Origin of the sequence: Breznakiella homolactica (assembly GCF_016616095.2) — a bacterium.
Classification (GTDB): Bacteria; Spirochaetota; Spirochaetia; order Treponematales; family Breznakiellaceae; genus Breznakiella; species Breznakiella homolactica.
Genome location: NZ_CP067089.2, coordinates 1,040,089 through 1,057,707, shown reverse-complemented (window position 1 = coordinate 1,057,707; position 17,619 = coordinate 1,040,089). Strand labels below are relative to the sequence as shown.

The following is a 17,619-nucleotide window of genomic DNA, read 5'->3' as shown; positions in this document are numbered from 1 at the left end:
AGTAACACCGGATGTTTTCCGGCTTGTCAGACTCGGTGCTCCCCGTTTGACACAGCGGGGGCTTTTCCGTAAGCTATAGACTATGTTTGTATCCATTGCATTGGACCCCGGATCGGAAGAACGGGCCCGGGAACTTTCAAATCTCCTGGCCCAGTACGGGTTTGAGAAGATACAGCGCGGCCTTTGGGAATCGGCAATCGTTTCTCCCGCCACCCTGAGCCGGGTAAAACGCGACCTGGACCGGGCAACCGATGCTTTTGACCGGATACGGATCTACCAGTTTCCCCTGGAAGGAACCCTGGTTCTTTCCACCCTGAAGGATAAAAAATGGCGGCGCCTGGTGGCCAGGGGCGGGCAGGAAAAAACGATCTCCGTCCAGACGACCAGAATAGTTAAAAGAAAGTAAGAGGAGTTGCGATGATTTTGGCAGAATTAAACGGGCCTATTCAGGAACTTAAGGCCCGTATCCACGATACCTGGAGGCGTCTTTGAGGACGCTTCATTCGGGAAAAAGATAGCTGAACTTGAAGAACAGACCGCCGCGGAGGGTTTCTGGAATGACAGCGCCCAGGCGGAAAAAACCATGGGCCAGCTTAAGGGCCTGAAAGCCCGGTATGAGCCATGGAAGGATCTTGTCCAGGCAGCGGAGGATCTGGAAGTTCTGTATGAACTTTCCAGCGAAGCCGGCGACGAATCCCAGGCCGCGGAAATTGAAGGCACCCTCAGGGACCTCAACGCAAAATACGAAAAACAGAACATCTATGAACTCATGCCCGGAGAAGTTGACCGCAACGGATGCTTCCTGACGATCCATTCCGGCGCCGGCGGAACCGAGGCCTGTGACTGGGCCCAGATGCTGTACCGCATGTACCTCCGGTGGGCTGAGCGGAAGGGCTTTTCCATAGAAGAGGTCGACCGTCTGGAAGCGGAAGGGGGGATTAAATCCGCCACCGCCCGCATAGACGGGGATTATGCCTACGGCTATCTCAAAGGCGAGAGCGGTGTCCACCGGCTCGTCCGGATTTCACCCTTTGACTCAAACGCCCGGCGGCATACGTCCTTCGCTTCGGTGTACTTATTTCCCGTTATCGACGATTCGGTTGAGGTGGACATACGCCCGGAGGATCTCCGGGTGGATACCTACCGGTCCGGCGGCGCCGGCGGGCAGCATGTCAATAAAACCGACAGCGCGGTCCGGCTGACCCACCTTCCCACCGGTATCGTCGTAGCCTGCCAGAACGAACGGAGCCAGATAAAAAACCGGGCCACCGCCATGAGTATGCTCAAGGCCCGGCTGTACGAGCATTACCGCCAGGAAAAGGAAAAGGAAAACGAGCGGTTTGCCCAGGAAAAAAAGGACATATCCTGGGGCAACCAGATCCGTTCCTACGTTTTCCAGCCCTATACCCTGGTAAAGGATTACCGGACCAAGGCGGAAATCGGCAATATCCAGGCTGTCATGGACGGCGATATCGATCCTTTTATCGAGGAGTATCTGCGTTTTGCATGGAAACAAAACGGTAAATAGGCCGTTCCGGCGATCCGCTGTTTTTTCCGCAGAGACGGAAACCATCACGCCGTTTCCGGGGGGCCGCTGCGCGCGAATGGCGGCGGTCCTGATGCTGTGCTTCTGCATTCCCCTCTGTGTTTTTCCCCGGGGCACTGCGGACGATGAAGGCACCGCCGCCCTGAACGGTGAGTGGGTCCTGTGTATTACCGCTATTAATACCGAAGCGCTCTCCCCATCCCAGCGAATCATCGGGAACCTCGTGAGCCGCACTCTGGTAAAAGACCTCCGTGACCTGGACCATCGGGTCAGACCCGCCGATGAATACGGTTTCTATAAGGACTATGCCTGGAATGCCGCCCATACCGAAGCAGCCCAGGCCCTGGTAAAAAAACGGCAGGAACGGGACAATCTGCTTTTTATGGGTGAAAAAAACTGGCAGTACCGGCAGAATCTTAAAAAGCTGGAACAGGAAATTACCCAGCTCGAAGAAGCCCTTCTGGAGGCGGAACATACCTTTCCGCTGATTGAGAAAATTCCCTCTTTTGTCCTGACCGAAGGCAATCTGTCCGGGAATTACCCCGCGCCTCCGGAGCCCGGCAGAGAGTACGGCTTCTGCAGGGATCAGAAGGCCGACGGCTTTCTTGCCGCGGAGGTTTCCGAATTTCACGGCCGTATCTACGTTACCCTGAGGATATACGCCCTTTACGCCCAGGAATATATTTATGAAGATTACGCGCTTTTTTCCGCGGAGGACCAGGATGCCGCGCTGATGGATTTATCAGGCAGAATGACAGCCATGGTTTCCGGAACTGTGCCGGCTTCCATCCGGGTGTTCGCGGAACCGGAAAACTCGGTAATCGTAATCAACGATTCCTTTGCCGGAAGGGGTTCCACCGGCGCCATGGACCAGTTCCCCGGGGAAACCAGTGTCCAGGCTTTTGCCCCAAATTACGAAAGCGCCTTCGCTGAAGTGAATATGGACCCCGGAGAAATTGTGGAGCTCCACTTCAAACTGACTCCTCTTATGATGGAAGCCTTCGGCATTGAAATCGCCGAGGGGGAACGTGCGTCGGTGTACCGGGGAGCTCTGTATATCGGTGACACCCCCATGGTGCTCGATGTTCCCCGTGACCGCTTTGAGTATGTAATGGTAGAAACTCCGGACGGTAAAACCACCTCGGTGGTTTTCCGCGGCCAGACCGCTTCAACGGTTCTTCATCCCATGGATCCGAATATCCCGGAGAACAAATCCGTGGAAACCCTGCGCCGCAAATTCTACGGAGCCTTTGCCCGTTTCTGGATCGCGCTGCCCGTGGCAATCCTCTTCAACGGAATCGCATCGGCCCGCATAAACGGGTATAACCAGGCTTCCGCCAACGGTACCGCCACGGACAGTTTGTACAGGGATGCCAATATTTATTACTATACCAGCATAGGGGGCTGGGTCGTGGCCGGCACCTTCCTCACGGAAGCGCTGGTACGTTTCTTTTTTTATACCAGGGCGGCGAATTCCGGTATAAGTGAAATTGTCGAATGAACTAATTTCAACACCCGGCTGGGTTTGAAATTGTTTTTGCAGAAAGCGTGATACATACGTTTTCTGCACTACATCCAGGGAAGTGATTTCAAAATGTGATATTTTGAAATCACCGCAAATAACTTGAGGTTTAGTTATGGGAACTATGCGGTTTGCGGACAGAATACGGAACCTATTCGGAATAAAGAGCGCTGCGTCGGAGGAGCTTTTTGAGGATCTTGCCGATCTTCTGGTGGAAGGCGATTTTGGGGCCGCGGAGGCTTTTAAAACCGTGGATGCCCTGCAGGATATCTGCCGGAAAAACAAAATAACCGACCGTGATAAAATCCGGGAGGCTCTGGCGGATCTGCTGAAGGGAATGCTGATAAAAAAAGATCCTCCCGTGTTCGGCTCCAATGAACTCGGCGTTATCCTTCTGCTGGGCGTCAACGGAGTGGGCAAGACAACTTCCGCCGCGAAACTGGCGAATTTGTACCGTTCCTCGGCGGGCCGCCGTCCGCTGCTCGCTGCGGCGGATACCTTCCGGGCCGCGGCGATTGACCAGCTCAAAATCCACGGCGAACGCCTTGGTGTCAGGGTGGTGGCCCACAAACACGGCGGTGATCCCGCGGCGGTGGTGTACGACGCCCTGGAAGCGGCAGTATCCGGAGCCGGGGATCTTATCATCGCGGACACCGCCGGGCGGATGCATACTAAAAGCGCCCTGGTGGAGGAGCTCAAAAAAATAGACCGGATCGTTGAATCCAAGTCCGGGAATTCCCGGTATCTGAAATGGCTTGTCCTGGATGCCACCACCGGCAGGAACGCGCTCGCCCAGGCGGAAATATTCCATGAAGCGGTTTCCCTGGACGGGGTGATTCTGACAAAATACGATTCCAGCGCCAGAGGGGGAATCGCCTTTTCCCTGTCGGCGGATCTGCGGCTTCCGGTGCTTTTTGTCTGCGACGGTGAGCAGTACGAAAATATCGCTCCCTTTGATCCCCATCGGTATGTAAGGGAATTTCTGGGTGCCGAACAATAACCGGGGACTTCTCTGCCTGGCAGCGGTACTCCTGATTTCTTCCTGGTCCTTTGGAGAGGACTGGTACCGGTCAAACGCGGCGGGAATGGCATTGGAGCCGGTTTTTTCCCGACTTGGCCTCAGGGAAGACTACGTCCTGTCGGTTAAAACCGTTTCCGCCGGGGAAATACCCGAACGCCTGCGGACGGCCGTTCAGGGCCCTTTTTTCGCGGAACTCCATACCCTGTATGAGAAGGGCGATCCCGCGAGGCAGCGCTGGGTTCTGAAAACGCCCCGGGGCGCAACCCTCGCGGCGGCGGCTTTCGATGACAATACCGCGGGTTTCATTGAGCTTTACAACGACTTCGGGAATCTTACCGAAGAGTACCAGTACGGATCCGACCAATCGGTTCTTATTACGCGGTATTCCTACCGGAACGGTGTTCTTATCCAGGCGGAAACATCCCGCCGCCATCCGGTCCCGGCCGGACCGGATGGCGGCGGAGAACCGGCTGAACCCGGCCCGGATGTTCCGGAATCGCCGCCGGCCGCGGCGGTGCTCGGTCCCGAGGAAAAGCTGTGGACCGACCGGTACCAGTACACCCGCGCCGCTTCGCTGCGGTCCGTGGAACGGATATACGAGACAGGGGACCCCCCCGTTCCGCCGGATGTAATTGAATTTCCGAGCCTCGCTCCGGCCGGCGGCAGGGAGCGGGTATTCGTGGATCCTGTTTCTCCGGTAAGCTCGGATTTTCTGGGGGATGTTTTATTAAATCCCGGAAATAGGGTATTATATACCACCGATGACCGGGGCCGGGTTCTCCGGGAAACCCGGGAAGATGAGGACGGCAATACCATCGGAGAAATCCAGAACACCTGGTCCGGCGACCGCCTGGAATCGGTGGTCTGGACCGGCGGTTCCGAAGAACGGCGGGTTGAGTATACCTATGACAGCAGCGGAGACCGTATCCTGGAACAGGATTACCGGAACGGTGTACTGGAACGGACTGTCAGAAAACAGGGAGATCAGGAAGTGGAAGAGTTGTACATAAACGGTACCGTGGTGCTCCGTGCCCTGTGGGAAGGGGGCAGAAAGATTTCCGAAGAGCAGATCCGGCCGGGGAGGGAAAACTGATGGGAAACCGGGCATGGATAGGATTTACCGCGACCCGGTACATATCCGGAAGAAGACGGGATAAAACCTCCCCGTCCTCGGTGCTGGCGGTGCTGGGTATCGGTGTCGGCGTACTGGCCCTGATCGTAATCCTGGCGGTGATGAACGGATTTCAGCTGGGGTTTATTGAGAGTATTCTCGAAATCTCATCCTACCATGTGCGCGCCGACGGCATTCCCGATACCGGAGACAGCGGCCCGCTGCTTGCGGAAATCCGCGGCTTGGGTCCCGTCCGTTCCGCCGTACCTTTCCGGGAAATCCAGGGCCTGATCAGGGGCGACCGGGGAAACCCCCAGGTGTCGGTGATCCGGGGACTTCCTCCGGACGCCCTGGACCTGGACCGGGGCATGGCTGAAAAACTGATTTTTGAGTCCGGTTCCTTTGACCTTACCAAGGAAAACTCCGTGCTGATCGGCGCCGAACTCGCCCGGCGCCTGGGAGTCCGCCTGGGGGATGAGATCCACCTCATGTCGGTTTCCGGGCTGACCGCGGAAGACGCCGAAGCGGGAAATTCCCTGTTTACAATTACCGGCATTTTCAGGTCCGGGTTTTATGAATACGACCTGGGCTGGGGGTTTATCAATATTGACGAAGCCGCGGCGCTCCAGGGCACCGTGACGGGCCTTTCCCTGGGGATCAAGCTCCACAACCGCTGGCAGGACGACCGGGTCCTGGGAATGGTGCAGCGCCTGAACCTTCCGGAGGGGACAAAAGTCAGCTCCTGGCGGGAATACAACCGGGCTTTTTTCGGGGCCCTCAGGACCGAGAAGCTGCTTATGTTCGTTCTGGTGGGACTCATCTTTATTGTGGTGGGGCTCAACATTTACCAGTCCCAGCGGCGGTCCGTGCTGGAGCGCCGGGAGGAAATCGGACTCCTCCGGGCGGTGGGTGCCAGCGAACGGGCGGTCCGTATGGTTTTTGCCTGCGACGGTCTGATCATCGGAACCGTGGGCGCTCTGTCCGGAATGGCGCTGGGCCTGCTGGTTGCCTTCAACATCGGTCCCTTTTTCAGCTTCCTGGAAAACATCGTAAACAGTATTATTCATCTCCTGAACGTTATTGCCGCTCCCTTTACCGGAGGTTTCGGAATCGGGGGAGAGGATTTTTCAATCTTTTCTCCGGCGGTGTTTTATATAAAAGAAATACCCAGCCGGGTTATTCCCTATGAGGTGTGTATTATATGTGCATTCGGAATTTTATCCGCCACTGTTGCCGCCTGGCTGGCATCCGGGAGGGTCACCCGTATCAGGCCCGCGGAGGTTCTTCGGTATGAGTGAGCAGACTGGACCTGATCCGATAATTCAGGCTGAAAATGTGGTAAAGACTTATGCGTCGGGTACGGAAATACTGGAAATCCTAAAGGGAATCAGTTTTACCGTATCCCGGGGAAGTTCCGCGGCGGTTACCGGACAGAGCGGGAGCGGCAAGAGCACCCTCCTGAACATACTCGGCGGCCTGGATACCTGCGATTCCGGCTCCGTCCGGATATCGTCCCCCAAGGCCGCCCGGGGCAGCTCCAAGGAAACGGCTATCGAACTGTTCGGCCTTTCGGAAACCGCCCTCACGTCCTACCGGAGCCGGCAGGTGGGGTTTATTTTCCAGTTCCATTATCTGCTGAAGGATTTTACCGCCCTGGAGAACGTGATGCTTCCGGCGTACATCGCGGGAATTCCCAAAAAAGCGGCCCTGGAAAAAGCCCGGGTGCTCCTGGATGATGTGGGGCTGGACAGCAGAAGCCACCATTACCCGTCTCAGCTTTCCGGCGGGGAACGCCAGCGGGTCGCCGTCGCCCGGTCCATCATCAACGATCCCGATCTCGTTCTGGCGGATGAGCCCACGGGGAACCTCGATCCGGGGAACAGCGGCCTGGTGGCGGAACTCCTGTATTCCCTGACCGAGAAATGGGGAAAAACCCTTGTGGTGGTTACCCATGATGAGGCGGTAGCTTCCCGGGCGGAGATCCGGTACGTTCTTGAAGCCGGCCGGTTCCGTTCCCAGCCGGAGGATTCCCTTTGAAAAGGGGAGCGGGCTTTTTTATCGCCCTCCGGTATCTTCTCGGGAGGGCCCATGAGGGCGGGCGGTACCTCAGGGGCGCCGTAGCGGGAATCGCCGTAAGCCTCATACCGATTGTGGTAACCCTCATTGTGGCGGACGGCATGATCCGGGGAATCACGGACCGGTATCTCGAACTGGGAACCGGACACATGCAGGTATACAATTTCAGAAATCCCCTGGAAATCGAAAACGCCGCCGATACCATCGTGTCCATGGAGGGGGTGCGCGGCGCCTGGGCGGAACGCCAGGGGCTGGGGGTGCTGGTCGGCGCGAACGGCAAAACCGGCGCCAATATCCGGGCGGTGGAACCTTCCTTCTGGCTTGAGGGGGGCGGGGAACGGTTTCTGACGGTTCCCGCCGGCAGCGCGGAGCTTGAATCGGACCGGGAAGTGCTCCTGGGGGAGGATCTCGCGGCCCAGCTGGGGGTCTCCGTGGGGGATACGGTGCGGCTTATGACCATCCGTGTCAGCGCCGACGGCCGCAACATACCGCGGCTCACCCCCTTTACGGTTAAGGGCGTCGTTTCTTCGGGCTACCGGGAACTGGATTCCCTCTGGTGTATCATGACCTATGCCATGGGAAAACGCCTTCTGGCGGAGGAACTGTCGTATTCCTACCTTATGGTGAAAATAGACGACCCCTACGATTCGGCGGATCTTTTTTCCCACCGTATCCTCAGGGCCCTGGGGCCGGGATATACGGTATACACCTGGAAGGAGCTCCAGCGTTCCCAGTACAGTTCCTATGAATCCACCCGGCAGATCCTTCTGCTTATCATGGCCCTGATTGTCGTCATCGCGGCGGTAAATGTATCCTCCGCCACCGCCATGCTCGCCATCGAACGGCGCCGGGATATCGCGGTGCTGAAGGCCTTCGGCGCCAGCCCCCGGGGTACCACCAGGATTTTTATCTGGGGAGCCCTTTTAACCGGTATAATCGGCGCGGCGATCGGTCTTTCCCTGGGCCTCGTCATAGGATCGTTCATAAACCCCATAGTCCACGGCCTGGAGTCGGTGCTGAGCTTCTTTTCCCGGCTGTTCAGCGGAACCGATGTTAAGATCCTCGACCCCGGCTATTACCTGGAGCAGATACCCATTATTGTGGACTGGTCGGCCATAACGGCCATCGGGATCTTTACGGTGGTCTGTTCCGTGGCCGCGTCATGGCTTCCCGCCCGGCGGGCGGGTAAAATTCCTCCGGTGGAATTACTGCGGAAATACTAATTTTGTGGTATAATTCTTGTATTGGCGTGTGTTTCGCATTACGTTTATACAGGAAGTTTAATGAACCAGAAGATTTCTGTATCTGCCGTGACGGGAGGGCCCCAGTTTGTTTAAAGGCTTGACACAGCGGGCCCAGCGGATTTTGACCGTTGATGCCCAGGAAGAGGCCCGGAGATTCAATTCCGACCAGCTCCTTCCTGAACATATAATAATTTCGCTCCTTAAGGAAGGCGCGGGGACCGCCTGCAAGGCCCTGATGTTCCTCCGGATAGATCTGGTGGAATTCCGCCACACCATCGAAAAGGAAATCCCCCGCATGTCGGGGGCGCTTATTTTCGGGGATGTGCCTCCCTCAAAACGCACCCGGAACCTCCTGGAAAACGCCGCGGAAGAGGCCCGGGCCATCGGAAACGACTATATCGGCACGGAGCACCTGCTTTTCGCGGCCCTCCGGGAGCAGGATTCGCCGGTCCAGGTCTACCTGAACCAGCGCGCCATTGATACGGACATGCTCCGGGTTATTATCCAGACCACCTTCAACCATCATTCGTCGTTCCCCAACGAAAGCGAATACTATTCGTTTGAGGAATACCAGTCCCATTTCCTCAGCCGGCAGGAAGGCGGGGAGGAAGACAAAAAAAGCTCCTCCTCCGGCCGGGCGCGGGGGACTCAGTACCAGGCCAATACGCCGACCCTGGATGAATATTCCCGGGATTTGACCGCCATGGCGAGGACCGGCAGCACGGACCCCGTTATCGGGCGGAAGCGGGAAATCCAGCGGGCGGTCCGGATCCTGGCCCGGAGGACAAAAAACAACCCGATTCTCATCGGCGAGCCCGGAGTCGGTAAAACAGCCATTGTGGAAGGACTGGCGATTCTTCTCGCGGGGGACGATGTCCCCGACGCGCTGGCGGGTAAACGGATACTTTCCCTGGATATCGGATCCGTGGTGGCGGGCACCAAATACCGGGGGGAATTCGAGGAACGGCTCAAAAAAATAATGAAGGAAATCAGCCAGGCCGGGAACGTAATCCTGTTCATCGACGAAATCCATACAATAATCGGCGCCGGCGGCGCCGAAGGAACCATAGACGCGTCGAACATGCTTAAACCCGCCCTGTCCAGGGGGGATATCCAGTGTATCGGCGCCACAACCCTGGCGGAATACCGCAAGCATTTTGAAAAGGACGCCGCCCTGGAACGGCGTTTCCAGACCATCCTCGTGGACGAACCCGGGTTTGACGAAACCATTGAAATCCTCAAGGGCATCCAGGCCCGGTACGAAAGCCATCACCGGGTGCATTACTCCGACGACGCCATATTCTCCGCGGCCCGGCTTGCCCAGCGCTACGTAACCGGCCGGTTTATGCCGGACAAGGTCATCGACATCATCGATGAGGCCGGGGCCATGCGCAAGCTGGAATACAACGCCCAGCCCCCGGAGATCCATGAGCTGGAATACGAGATAGAGCTGCTTACCCGGGAAAAGGGTGAGCTTGTATCCGCCCAGGATTACGAACGGGCGGCGGAAATCCGGGACCGGGTCCGTTCCCTCAGGATGCAGGTTGAAACCGTCCGGGACGCCTGGGCCCACGCTTCCCGGGATGATTTTATCCCCGTGGATGACGGCGATATCCGCAGGGTCGTCTCGGAGATCACCGGCATTCCCCTGATGCGCCTGGAGGAGAAGGAGTCACGGCGCCTCCTTAAAATCGAAGATGAACTCCATGCCTCCGTGATCGGCCAGGACGCCGCGGTCAGGCAGATCGCCTCGGCCATACGGCGGAGCCGGGCCGGCATATCCTCACCGAAACGGCCCATGGGATCCTTTATCTTTCTCGGGCCCACGGGCGTGGGTAAAACTCTCCTGGCAAAACGGCTGGCGGAGTATCTCTTTGGAACCGAGGAATCCCTGGTCCGCATAGACATGTCGGATTACATGGAAAAACACAACGCCTCCCGCCTGGTGGGCGCTCCCCCGGGATACGTCGGCTATGAGGAAGGCGGGGTTCTTACCGAACGGATCCGGCGGAATCCTTACCGGGTGGTACTCTTCGATGAGATTGAAAAGGCCCACCAGGATGTGTTCAACCTGCTTCTACAAGTCTTGGAGGAAGGGGAACTCAAGGACAACCTCGGCCATACGGTGAGCTTCCGGAATACCGTGATCATCATGACCAGCAACGCCGGGGTGCGGGAGATTTCCCGGGATGCCCGGCTCGGCTTTAATGATCAGTCCGGCATTATGGGGATCGAAGAAATCCAGACCGCGGCGCTTTCCGAGCTGCGGCGGCTTTTTAATCCCGAGTTTATCAACCGGGTTGACGACGTGATCATTTTCCACGCCTTGGATGAAAAACAGGTCGCGGCGGTCCTGGACCTCCAGATCGGCGAGCTGTCCTTCCGCCTGGCTGAACACGGCTACAGCCTCGACATCAAGCCGGCGGTGCGCCGGGTCCTGGCGGAAAAAGGCTGGGACCCGAAATACGGCGCCAGACCCATGCGCAGGACCATTCAGAAGGAACTTGAAGACCCCCTGTCTATGATGCTGCTGGAAGGATCATATCCCCCGGGGAGCGCCTTTACGGCGGAGCTCCGGAACCGGAAGATTGTGATAAAATCCCTGGCCAAGCCGGAGAAAACCCCGGCCGCACCGAATCCCAGGCAGGAGGAGAACGGCCCGGGAACAGCGGACAGTGATTCCCTGGAAAGCCGCGCCGCGGCTTCCGGAAAAGTACATACCACGAAATAGCATAAGGACCAGCCATGATTACACTTCCCATCACCGGCACCCAGCGTACAATGGACGTGGCCCCGGCGAAAATAATCGCCGTGGGGCTTAATTACCGGGAGCATGTCAAGGAAAGCCTTTCCTTTGACCATAACCAGCTGGGAATTCCCAAAGAACCGGTGCTTTTTTCGAAAACCCCGAACGTACTTATCGGCCCCGGGGAGCCCATCGTTCTTCCGGAAATCGCTGATTCCTACGCCTTTCCCGAACCCCGGACCGATCCCGAGGCGGAACTGGCGGTGATAATCGGAAAACGGGGCCGCCATATCCGGGAAGAAGACGCCTATGACTACGTGTTCGGGTATACCTGTTTCAACGACGTAAGCCAGCGGAATATCCAGAAAAGCGATGTCTCCGGCTGGTTCAGGGGGAAATCCTTCGATACCTTCGGTCCCATCGGGCCCGCGGTGGTGCTCCGGGAGAATATGCCCGATCCCCAGAATCTCGCCATCTCCAGCCGGATCAACGGGGAACTGAAGCAGTCCGCCTCCACGGCGGATATGATGTTTTCTATACCGTTCCTCATCGCCTATATATCCAGAAACGTGACCCTGGAAGCGGGAGACATTATCGCCACCGGGACACCCAGCGGCATAAGCCCCATCAAACCCGGGGATGTGGTGGAAATAGAGATTGAAGGAATCGGCGTTCTCCGCAATCCCGTGGCCGCGGAGCAGCGCCGGTAAACTCCGGTTCCGAAGAACCGGAGCCTGAAAGGATCAGATTACCGTACCGGGATACAGGATCGCGTTTTTCGGAATCACAATTATACCGTCCACGATATAATAATGGCCGTAGTTCCCGTCGCTCCGGTTGAGGTCATCTATGCCGATGCGGCATCCTTCGCCGATGCAGGCGTTCTTGTCGATGATGGCCCCTTTGATGATGGCTCCCTTGCCGATCCCGATATTGGGGAGCCGGTTCTCCGCGTTCCGGGCTTTCTGTTCCTCGGATTCGTAAAAATCCGCGCCCATACAGATTACCCCGTTGAGACTGGCTCCGGTTTCAATAATGGTCCGGACCCCGACAATGGAATCGGTGATATTCGCGTTGGTGATGATACAGCCCTCGGAGGCAATGGACTGGTTCATGCTGCTGAAATTCATTTTTGACGGCGGCAGGTTGCGAATATGGGTGTAGATCGGCATGGCCTCGTCATAGAAATCGAAATGGGGGGTCAGGGTCGTCAGGTTGAGGTTGGCTTCGTAGAAATTCTTGATGGTCCCGATATCCTCCCAGTATCCGTTAAAGATATAGGAATTGACCTTGAGCTGGCTGATCGCCGCGGGAATAATCTCCTTGCCGAAGTCGGTATACTCATTGGAGAGGCATTCCTCCATGGCCGCGGCGTTAAAAACATAAATACCCATGGAAGCCAGGTACATATCGTCCCGCTGGTTCTTGTCCTTTTTGAGTTCCGCCGGGACTTTGAAGTCGGAAATATCCTTGGTGGGCCCGGGCTTTTCCATGAATTCGGTAATTTCGTTGTTTTTGCTGGCCTTAAGGATGCCGAGCTGGCTGGCGTCCTCCCGGAGCACCGGGGTACAGGCAATGGTTATGGCGGCGCCGGATTTGTTGTGCTGCTCCAGAAGGTCCTTGAGGTTCATCCGGTACAGCTGGTCCCCGGAAAGAATCAGGTAATGGGAAGGATTCTGGGTCCTGAAATGGGGGAAATTCTTCCGTACCGCGTCGGCGGTGCCTTCATACCACCCGGAGTGTTCAAAGGTCTGCTCCGCCGCCAGAATTTCAGCAAACCCTTTGGTAAAGGTATCGAATACATAGGTTTGGGCCAGATGCAGGTGCAGGGACGCGGAATTGAACTGGGTAAGGATATAGATCCGCCTGAGGCCGGCATTGATACAGTTTGAGATGGGAATATCCACCAGCCGGTATTTGCCGCCGAAGGGCACCGCCGGTTTTGCCCTCGCCTGAGTAAGGGGGAATAAACGCGTTCCTTTGCCGCCGCCAAGCACTATGGACAATACTTCAGACACGGTGCACCTCCTTAATTCCTGTAACACACAGATGTATCATAGCAGAACTCCCACGACTCCGAAGAAAATCACCCAAATCCGCCAGGTATTTTTCGAAGCCCTCCTTTTCTTTTTTATATGAATAAAGTATAGAATCGAAAGCTTAATCTGTCGATACTTTACGTTTAATCTTTCTTAAGGGTATGATAAAAAAGTGAAAAACAATCGTGAATTGCTGGATTCTATCCTGACGGACCCTTCTTTTTCCCCGTATATTGCCGAAAACCGGGTTATTCCTGCGCTTCCCGGGGAATTCGCCGGGTTTCCGGAAGACCTCGACCCGCGGCTTGCGGCGGCGCTCCGCGCCCGGGGGATCGAGAAAATCTACAGCCACCAGCGGGAAGTCTGGGACCGTGTCCAGGAAGGCCGGAACACCGTGGTGGTAACCCCCACGGCTTCGGGTAAAACCCTGTGCTACAACCTGCCGGCCCTGCAGGCGCTTCTGTCGGACGATTCTTCCCGGGCGCTGTATCTGTTTCCCACCAAGGCCCTGTCCCAGGATCAGCAGTCGGAACTGAACGAGCTGGTGGATTCCGCCGGCAACAGCCTTCCCGTGAAGGTCTGCACCTACGACGGGGATACTCCGGATTCGCTCCGGGCCGCCGCCCGGGACACGGGCCGGATCGTCATATCAAACCCGGACATGCTCCACGCCGGGGTGCTGCCCAACCATCCCAAATGGATCAAGTTCTTTTCAAACCTTAAATACATAGTGGTGGACGAAGCCCACGCCTACCGGGGGGTCTTCGGCAGCCACGTGGCCAATGTGATCCGCCGGCTTAAACGCATCGCCGCCTTTTACGGGTCCAAGCCGGTCTTTATCCTCTGTTCCGCCACCATCGCCAACCCCAAGGAACTGGCGGAGGCCCTCATCGGGGAAGAGGTTTCCCTGGTTGACCGGAACGGCGCTCCCCGCGGGGAAAAGCAGGTTATCCTGTACAATCCGCCCTTGGTGGATGCTGTCCAGGGTATACGGCGGAGCGTGGTTTCCGAAAGCCGCCGCTGGATGCTGGCGTTTCTCAAGGCGGGGATCAAGACCATTCTCTTTGCCCATTCCCGGGTCAAAACCGAAGTCGCCGCGTCCTATGTGAACGAGGACCTTAAAAATATCTATACCGACAACAGCCGTATACGGGTGGAAGCCTACCGGGGCGGCCTGCTTCCCAACGAGCGGCGGGAAATTGAAAAGGGGCTCCGGGACGGCAGTATCCAGGGGGTGGTTTCCACCAACGCCCTGGAACTGGGCATCGATATCGGCGGCCTGGACGCTTCGGTGGTGGCGGGTTTCCCGGGGTCCTTTAACTCATTCTGGCAGCAGTCCGGCCGGGCCGGCCGCCGGGGCGGCTCCTCGGTTTCGGTATTTGTCGCCTCCGCCGCGCCCCTGGACCAATTCATCATGAACGATCCCGAATGGTTCTTCAGAAAAAGTTCCGAGGAAGCCCGGCTGGACCCGGACAATCCCTATATCCTCACCGACCACGTAAAATGCGCCGCCTTCGAGCTCCCCTTCCGGGATGAGCAGATCGCTTCCGGGGAGGAACCCTTCGGTGAGGATTCGGAGGAAGTTCTGGCCTTCCTTGAGGAGGAAGGCATCCTCCGGCACACGGGATCGCGGTGGCACTGGGCGGACCGTTCCTTCCCGGCGGAGGGCATAAGCCTCCGGTCCGCCACGGCGGACAATGTGGTTATCGTGGATACCACCAAAGGCCGGAACACGGTTATCGGTGAAATGGACCGGCCCAGCGCAAAAGAACTCATTTTCGAAAACGCGGTTTATATCCACCGGGGACGGCAGTATATCGTGGAATCCCTGGATATCGAAAACCGGAAATGCCTCGTCCGGGAAGCGGATGTCAATTACTACACCGACGCCCTGGTAAAGACGGATATCAAGGTTCTCACCGAGGACGAGAATATTACCTACGGAGTATCCGCCGTAACCGCCGGTGAAAACGGTGAGGCTGTTCCGGCAGAGGCAGCCGCGGAGGGTGTGGTCGGGGATGTGCTGGTCCGTTCCCAGGTTTCGAAATTCAAAAAACTGCGGTTCAGGACCAATGAGAATATCGGGTACGGAGACATAGACCTGCCGGAGGAGGAAATGCAGAGCCGTTCCCTGATGCTGGTCTTCGGGCCGGAGACCGCCGGCGGAAAGGTCCTGGGGGAATTCGACGAGGAGAACATCGGTTCGGTTTTGGGCGGGGCCGGTGCGCTGATCAGAACCATGGCGCCGGTGTTCCTGCTCTGCGATCCCCGGGACCTCGGAGTGGCTGAGCGGGTCAGGGATCCCCATTTCGGGGTACCGGCGCTGTATATTTACGACAAATACCCCGGCGGCACGGGCCTTTCGGAAGCCCTTTCCCGGCAGGCGGAGCCGCTGTTCCGGGCAATCCTGCGGACCATCGAAGGCTGCCCCTGTTCGGAGGGCTGCCCATCCTGTGTCGGCGCCGGGGGAAACAAGACGGGAACCGCGGCGTTCCTCCGGACTCTGGTGTGACGGTCCATGGCGAAGAATCTGCGATCCCGGCTCCAGCGTATCCGGGAACAGGACCGGAAACCCCGGCCCGCCGCTCCGGCGCCCGGCGGAGAACCGCCGGATGAACCCCGCTGTACCGGGGACTCGTCCCCCGAGGTACCGGGGCCTCTCAGGGATGAGGGGTGGGAGCCGGCGGGCTTCAAAACCCTCAAGCGCACCGTAACGGCGGAACTTCCCATTGCGCTTATCCATCCCTTCCCGGATAATCTTCCGATCCTTGTTCCTGACTTTTTCGGGACCGGGCGTCCCGCCGCGGACATAGCGCCGGAATCGCTGCTGTTTTTCGATCTGGAAACCACCGGACTTTCCGGCGGGGCGGGGACCATGGCGTTTCTCGCGGCCTTCGGCCGTTTTGAACGGCCGAAATCCCGGGCAAGCCGCCGGGGGAGTTCCGCCGGGGAATACCGGCTCAGGATCGACCAGTACCTGCTTCTGGATTATCCCGGGGAATGCGACTTTCTTGAGGTTGTCCTCGGGGAATTCACCGCTTCTCCGGAACTTCCCCTGATGGTAAGCTACAACGGGAAAACCTTTGATTCCCAGATCCTCAGGACCCGCTGCCTCATGAACGGTATGCGGCAGCCGGTGTGTCTCCACGCGGACCTGCTGCACCCTGTTCGCCGGCTTTGGCGTCCGGTTCTGGCCAGCTGTTCCCAGGGTGAAATAGAACGCTTCGTTCTTGGCATCGAGCGGAAGGACGATATGCCCGGAGCCATGGCGCCGGAAATCTGGTTTGATTTTCTCAGAACCGGCGAGACCCAGGCGCTCTCGGGGATCTGCGACCACAATATCCATGACATCCGGGGGCTGGCTTCGATATTCGCGGCCCTGGTAAGCATCGCCGAAAACCCTCTGGACCGGGAGCCGCGGTTCCGGTACGATGCCGAATCCCTGGCCATCCACTGGCGGCGGACCCTTTCCAGGGTATTTCCAAAAGGACAGATGCCTCCGGCTGCGGCGGACCTGGGAACGCGGATCCTGGAAAGCGCCGCGGCGCGGAACCGTCCCCGGGCGCTGCATATTCTCGGACGGACGGCGCTGAAAAACGGGGATTCCGGAGAAGGGCGGGACATGCTTGAAAGCCTGGCGGAAAGCGGCCACCCTCCGGGAGTCAGGGCTCTGGCCCTGCGGGACCTGGCGGTGGACGCGGAATGGCGTTTGAAGGACCGTCCCCGGGCGCTGGCCTATACGGATAGGGCTTTGGCCCTGGAAGGGTTAAACGGCCGGCTCCGGTCGGAGCTGTCCTTCCGGCGGGACCGGCTCCTCAAATATCTCGAAGAAAAAGGAACGAAACCATGACCATCAGACCGATGACCTCCCATGATTATCCCGCTGTTTTTTCCCTCTGGACATCTCTGGACGGCGTTGGTATGCGGAGCCTCGACGATTCCGAGGAGGGCATCCGGAAATTTCTTACCAGGAATCCCAATACCTGTTTTGTAGCCGAAGAAGGTTCCGCCCTTGCCGGGGTGATCATGGGCGGCCACGACGGCCGCCGGGGGTACATTTACCATGCCGCGGTGGATGACGCTTTCAGAAACCGCGGGATCGGGAGCGCGCTGGCCGCCGCGGTGGAAGAGGCCATGGGGCAAGAGGGAATCCATAAGATTGCCCTGGTATGCTTCGCATCCAATGATCTGGGCAACCGGTTCTGGGATGCCCGCGGTTATTCCGAACGGACCGACCTGGTCTACCGCAACAAAAGCATAAACCCTGAGAATAAATAAGTATTGCCGGAAATGAGATTCTTCTCTAACCTCCGC

The 17,619-nt window shown here is 57.7% G+C and carries 14 protein-coding genes; 13 read left to right on the top strand and 1 reads right to left on the bottom strand.

Going from position 1 to position 17,619, the window contains the following annotated elements:
- Positions 1-82: 82 nt before the first annotated feature.
- The 10 genes from JFL75_RS05010 (at position 83) to JFL75_RS04965 (ending at position 11,976) form a co-directional block, all read left to right on the top strand.
- Positions 83-406: a CRISPR-associated protein Cas2 gene (locus tag JFL75_RS05010; protein ID WP_215625593.1), complete on the top strand. Its 324-nt coding sequence runs from the start codon at positions 83-85 to the stop codon at positions 404-406.
- An 11-nt stretch (positions 407-417) separates the two neighbouring features.
- Positions 418-1,528 (top strand): peptide chain release factor 2 gene (prfB, locus tag JFL75_RS05005; RefSeq protein WP_432756661.1). Its coding sequence is split into 2 segments (ribosomal slippage): positions 418-489 and positions 491-1,528, totalling 1,110 coding nucleotides; the frame shifts between segments, so codons are not numbered across the junction.
- A 76-nt stretch (positions 1,529-1,604) separates the two neighbouring features.
- A complete protein-coding gene (locus JFL75_RS05000) occupies positions 1,605-3,047 on the top strand; it encodes a DUF8525 domain-containing protein (RefSeq protein WP_215625592.1) in 1,443 nt (480 codons plus the stop codon).
- Positions 3,048-3,183: 136 nt separating this feature from the next.
- Positions 3,184-4,068, top strand: a complete 885-nt coding sequence (gene ftsY, locus JFL75_RS04995) for a signal recognition particle-docking protein FtsY (protein ID WP_215625591.1) — start codon at positions 3,184-3,186, stop codon at positions 4,066-4,068.
- Positions 4,055-5,182 (top strand): hypothetical protein, encoded by a 1,128-nt coding sequence (locus tag JFL75_RS04990; RefSeq protein WP_215625590.1) that lies wholly within the window; start codon positions 4,055-4,057, stop codon positions 5,180-5,182. The genes ftsY and JFL75_RS04990 overlap by 14 nt, the downstream gene beginning before the upstream one ends.
- On the top strand, positions 5,182-6,498 hold the full coding sequence (locus tag JFL75_RS04985; RefSeq protein WP_215625589.1) for an ABC transporter permease: 1,317 nt from the start codon (positions 5,182-5,184) through the stop codon (positions 6,496-6,498). The genes JFL75_RS04990 and JFL75_RS04985 overlap by 1 nt, the downstream gene beginning before the upstream one ends.
- Positions 6,491-7,237, top strand: a complete 747-nt coding sequence (locus tag JFL75_RS04980; protein WP_215625588.1) for an ABC transporter ATP-binding protein — start codon at positions 6,491-6,493, stop codon at positions 7,235-7,237. The genes JFL75_RS04985 and JFL75_RS04980 overlap by 8 nt, the downstream gene beginning before the upstream one ends.
- On the top strand, positions 7,234-8,499 hold the full coding sequence (locus JFL75_RS04975; protein WP_215625587.1) for an ABC transporter permease: 1,266 nt from the start codon (positions 7,234-7,236) through the stop codon (positions 8,497-8,499). Before JFL75_RS04980 ends, JFL75_RS04975 begins: the two co-directional genes overlap by 4 nt.
- A 106-nt stretch (positions 8,500-8,605) precedes the next feature.
- Complete coding sequence (locus JFL75_RS04970) at positions 8,606-11,251, top strand: ATP-dependent Clp protease ATP-binding subunit (protein ID WP_215625586.1); 2,646 nt, start codon at positions 8,606-8,608, stop codon at positions 11,249-11,251.
- Positions 11,252-11,265: 14 nt separating this feature from the next.
- Complete coding sequence (locus JFL75_RS04965) at positions 11,266-11,976, top strand: fumarylacetoacetate hydrolase family protein (RefSeq protein ID WP_215625585.1); 711 nt, start codon at positions 11,266-11,268, stop codon at positions 11,974-11,976.
- 33 nt (positions 11,977-12,009) lie between these two features.
- Here the strand turns inward: JFL75_RS04965 and JFL75_RS04960 are convergent, their stop codons facing one another.
- Positions 12,010-13,284, bottom strand: coding sequence for a glucose-1-phosphate adenylyltransferase (locus JFL75_RS04960; RefSeq protein ID WP_215625584.1), 1,275 nt, complete (start codon positions 13,282-13,284; stop codon positions 12,010-12,012).
- Positions 13,285-13,477: 193 nt separating this feature from the next.
- Between JFL75_RS04960 and JFL75_RS04955 the strand changes: the two genes are divergently transcribed.
- From JFL75_RS04955 to JFL75_RS04945, 3 genes are read left to right on the top strand one after another with little or no spacing between them, the layout of a single operon-like run.
- Positions 13,478-15,817, top strand: coding sequence for a DEAD/DEAH box helicase (locus JFL75_RS04955; RefSeq protein WP_215625583.1), 2,340 nt, complete (start codon positions 13,478-13,480; stop codon positions 15,815-15,817).
- Between the two features lie 6 nt (positions 15,818-15,823).
- Positions 15,824-17,155 (top strand): ribonuclease H-like domain-containing protein, encoded by a 1,332-nt coding sequence (locus tag JFL75_RS04950; RefSeq protein WP_215625582.1) that lies wholly within the window; start codon positions 15,824-15,826, stop codon positions 17,153-17,155.
- The gene (locus JFL75_RS04945; protein WP_215625581.1) at positions 17,152-17,583 is read left to right on the top strand and encodes a GNAT family N-acetyltransferase; all 432 of its coding nucleotides are present in this window, start codon (positions 17,152-17,154) and stop codon (positions 17,581-17,583) included. Before JFL75_RS04950 ends, JFL75_RS04945 begins: the two co-directional genes overlap by 4 nt.
- The last annotated feature ends 36 nt before the right edge of the window (positions 17,584-17,619 follow it).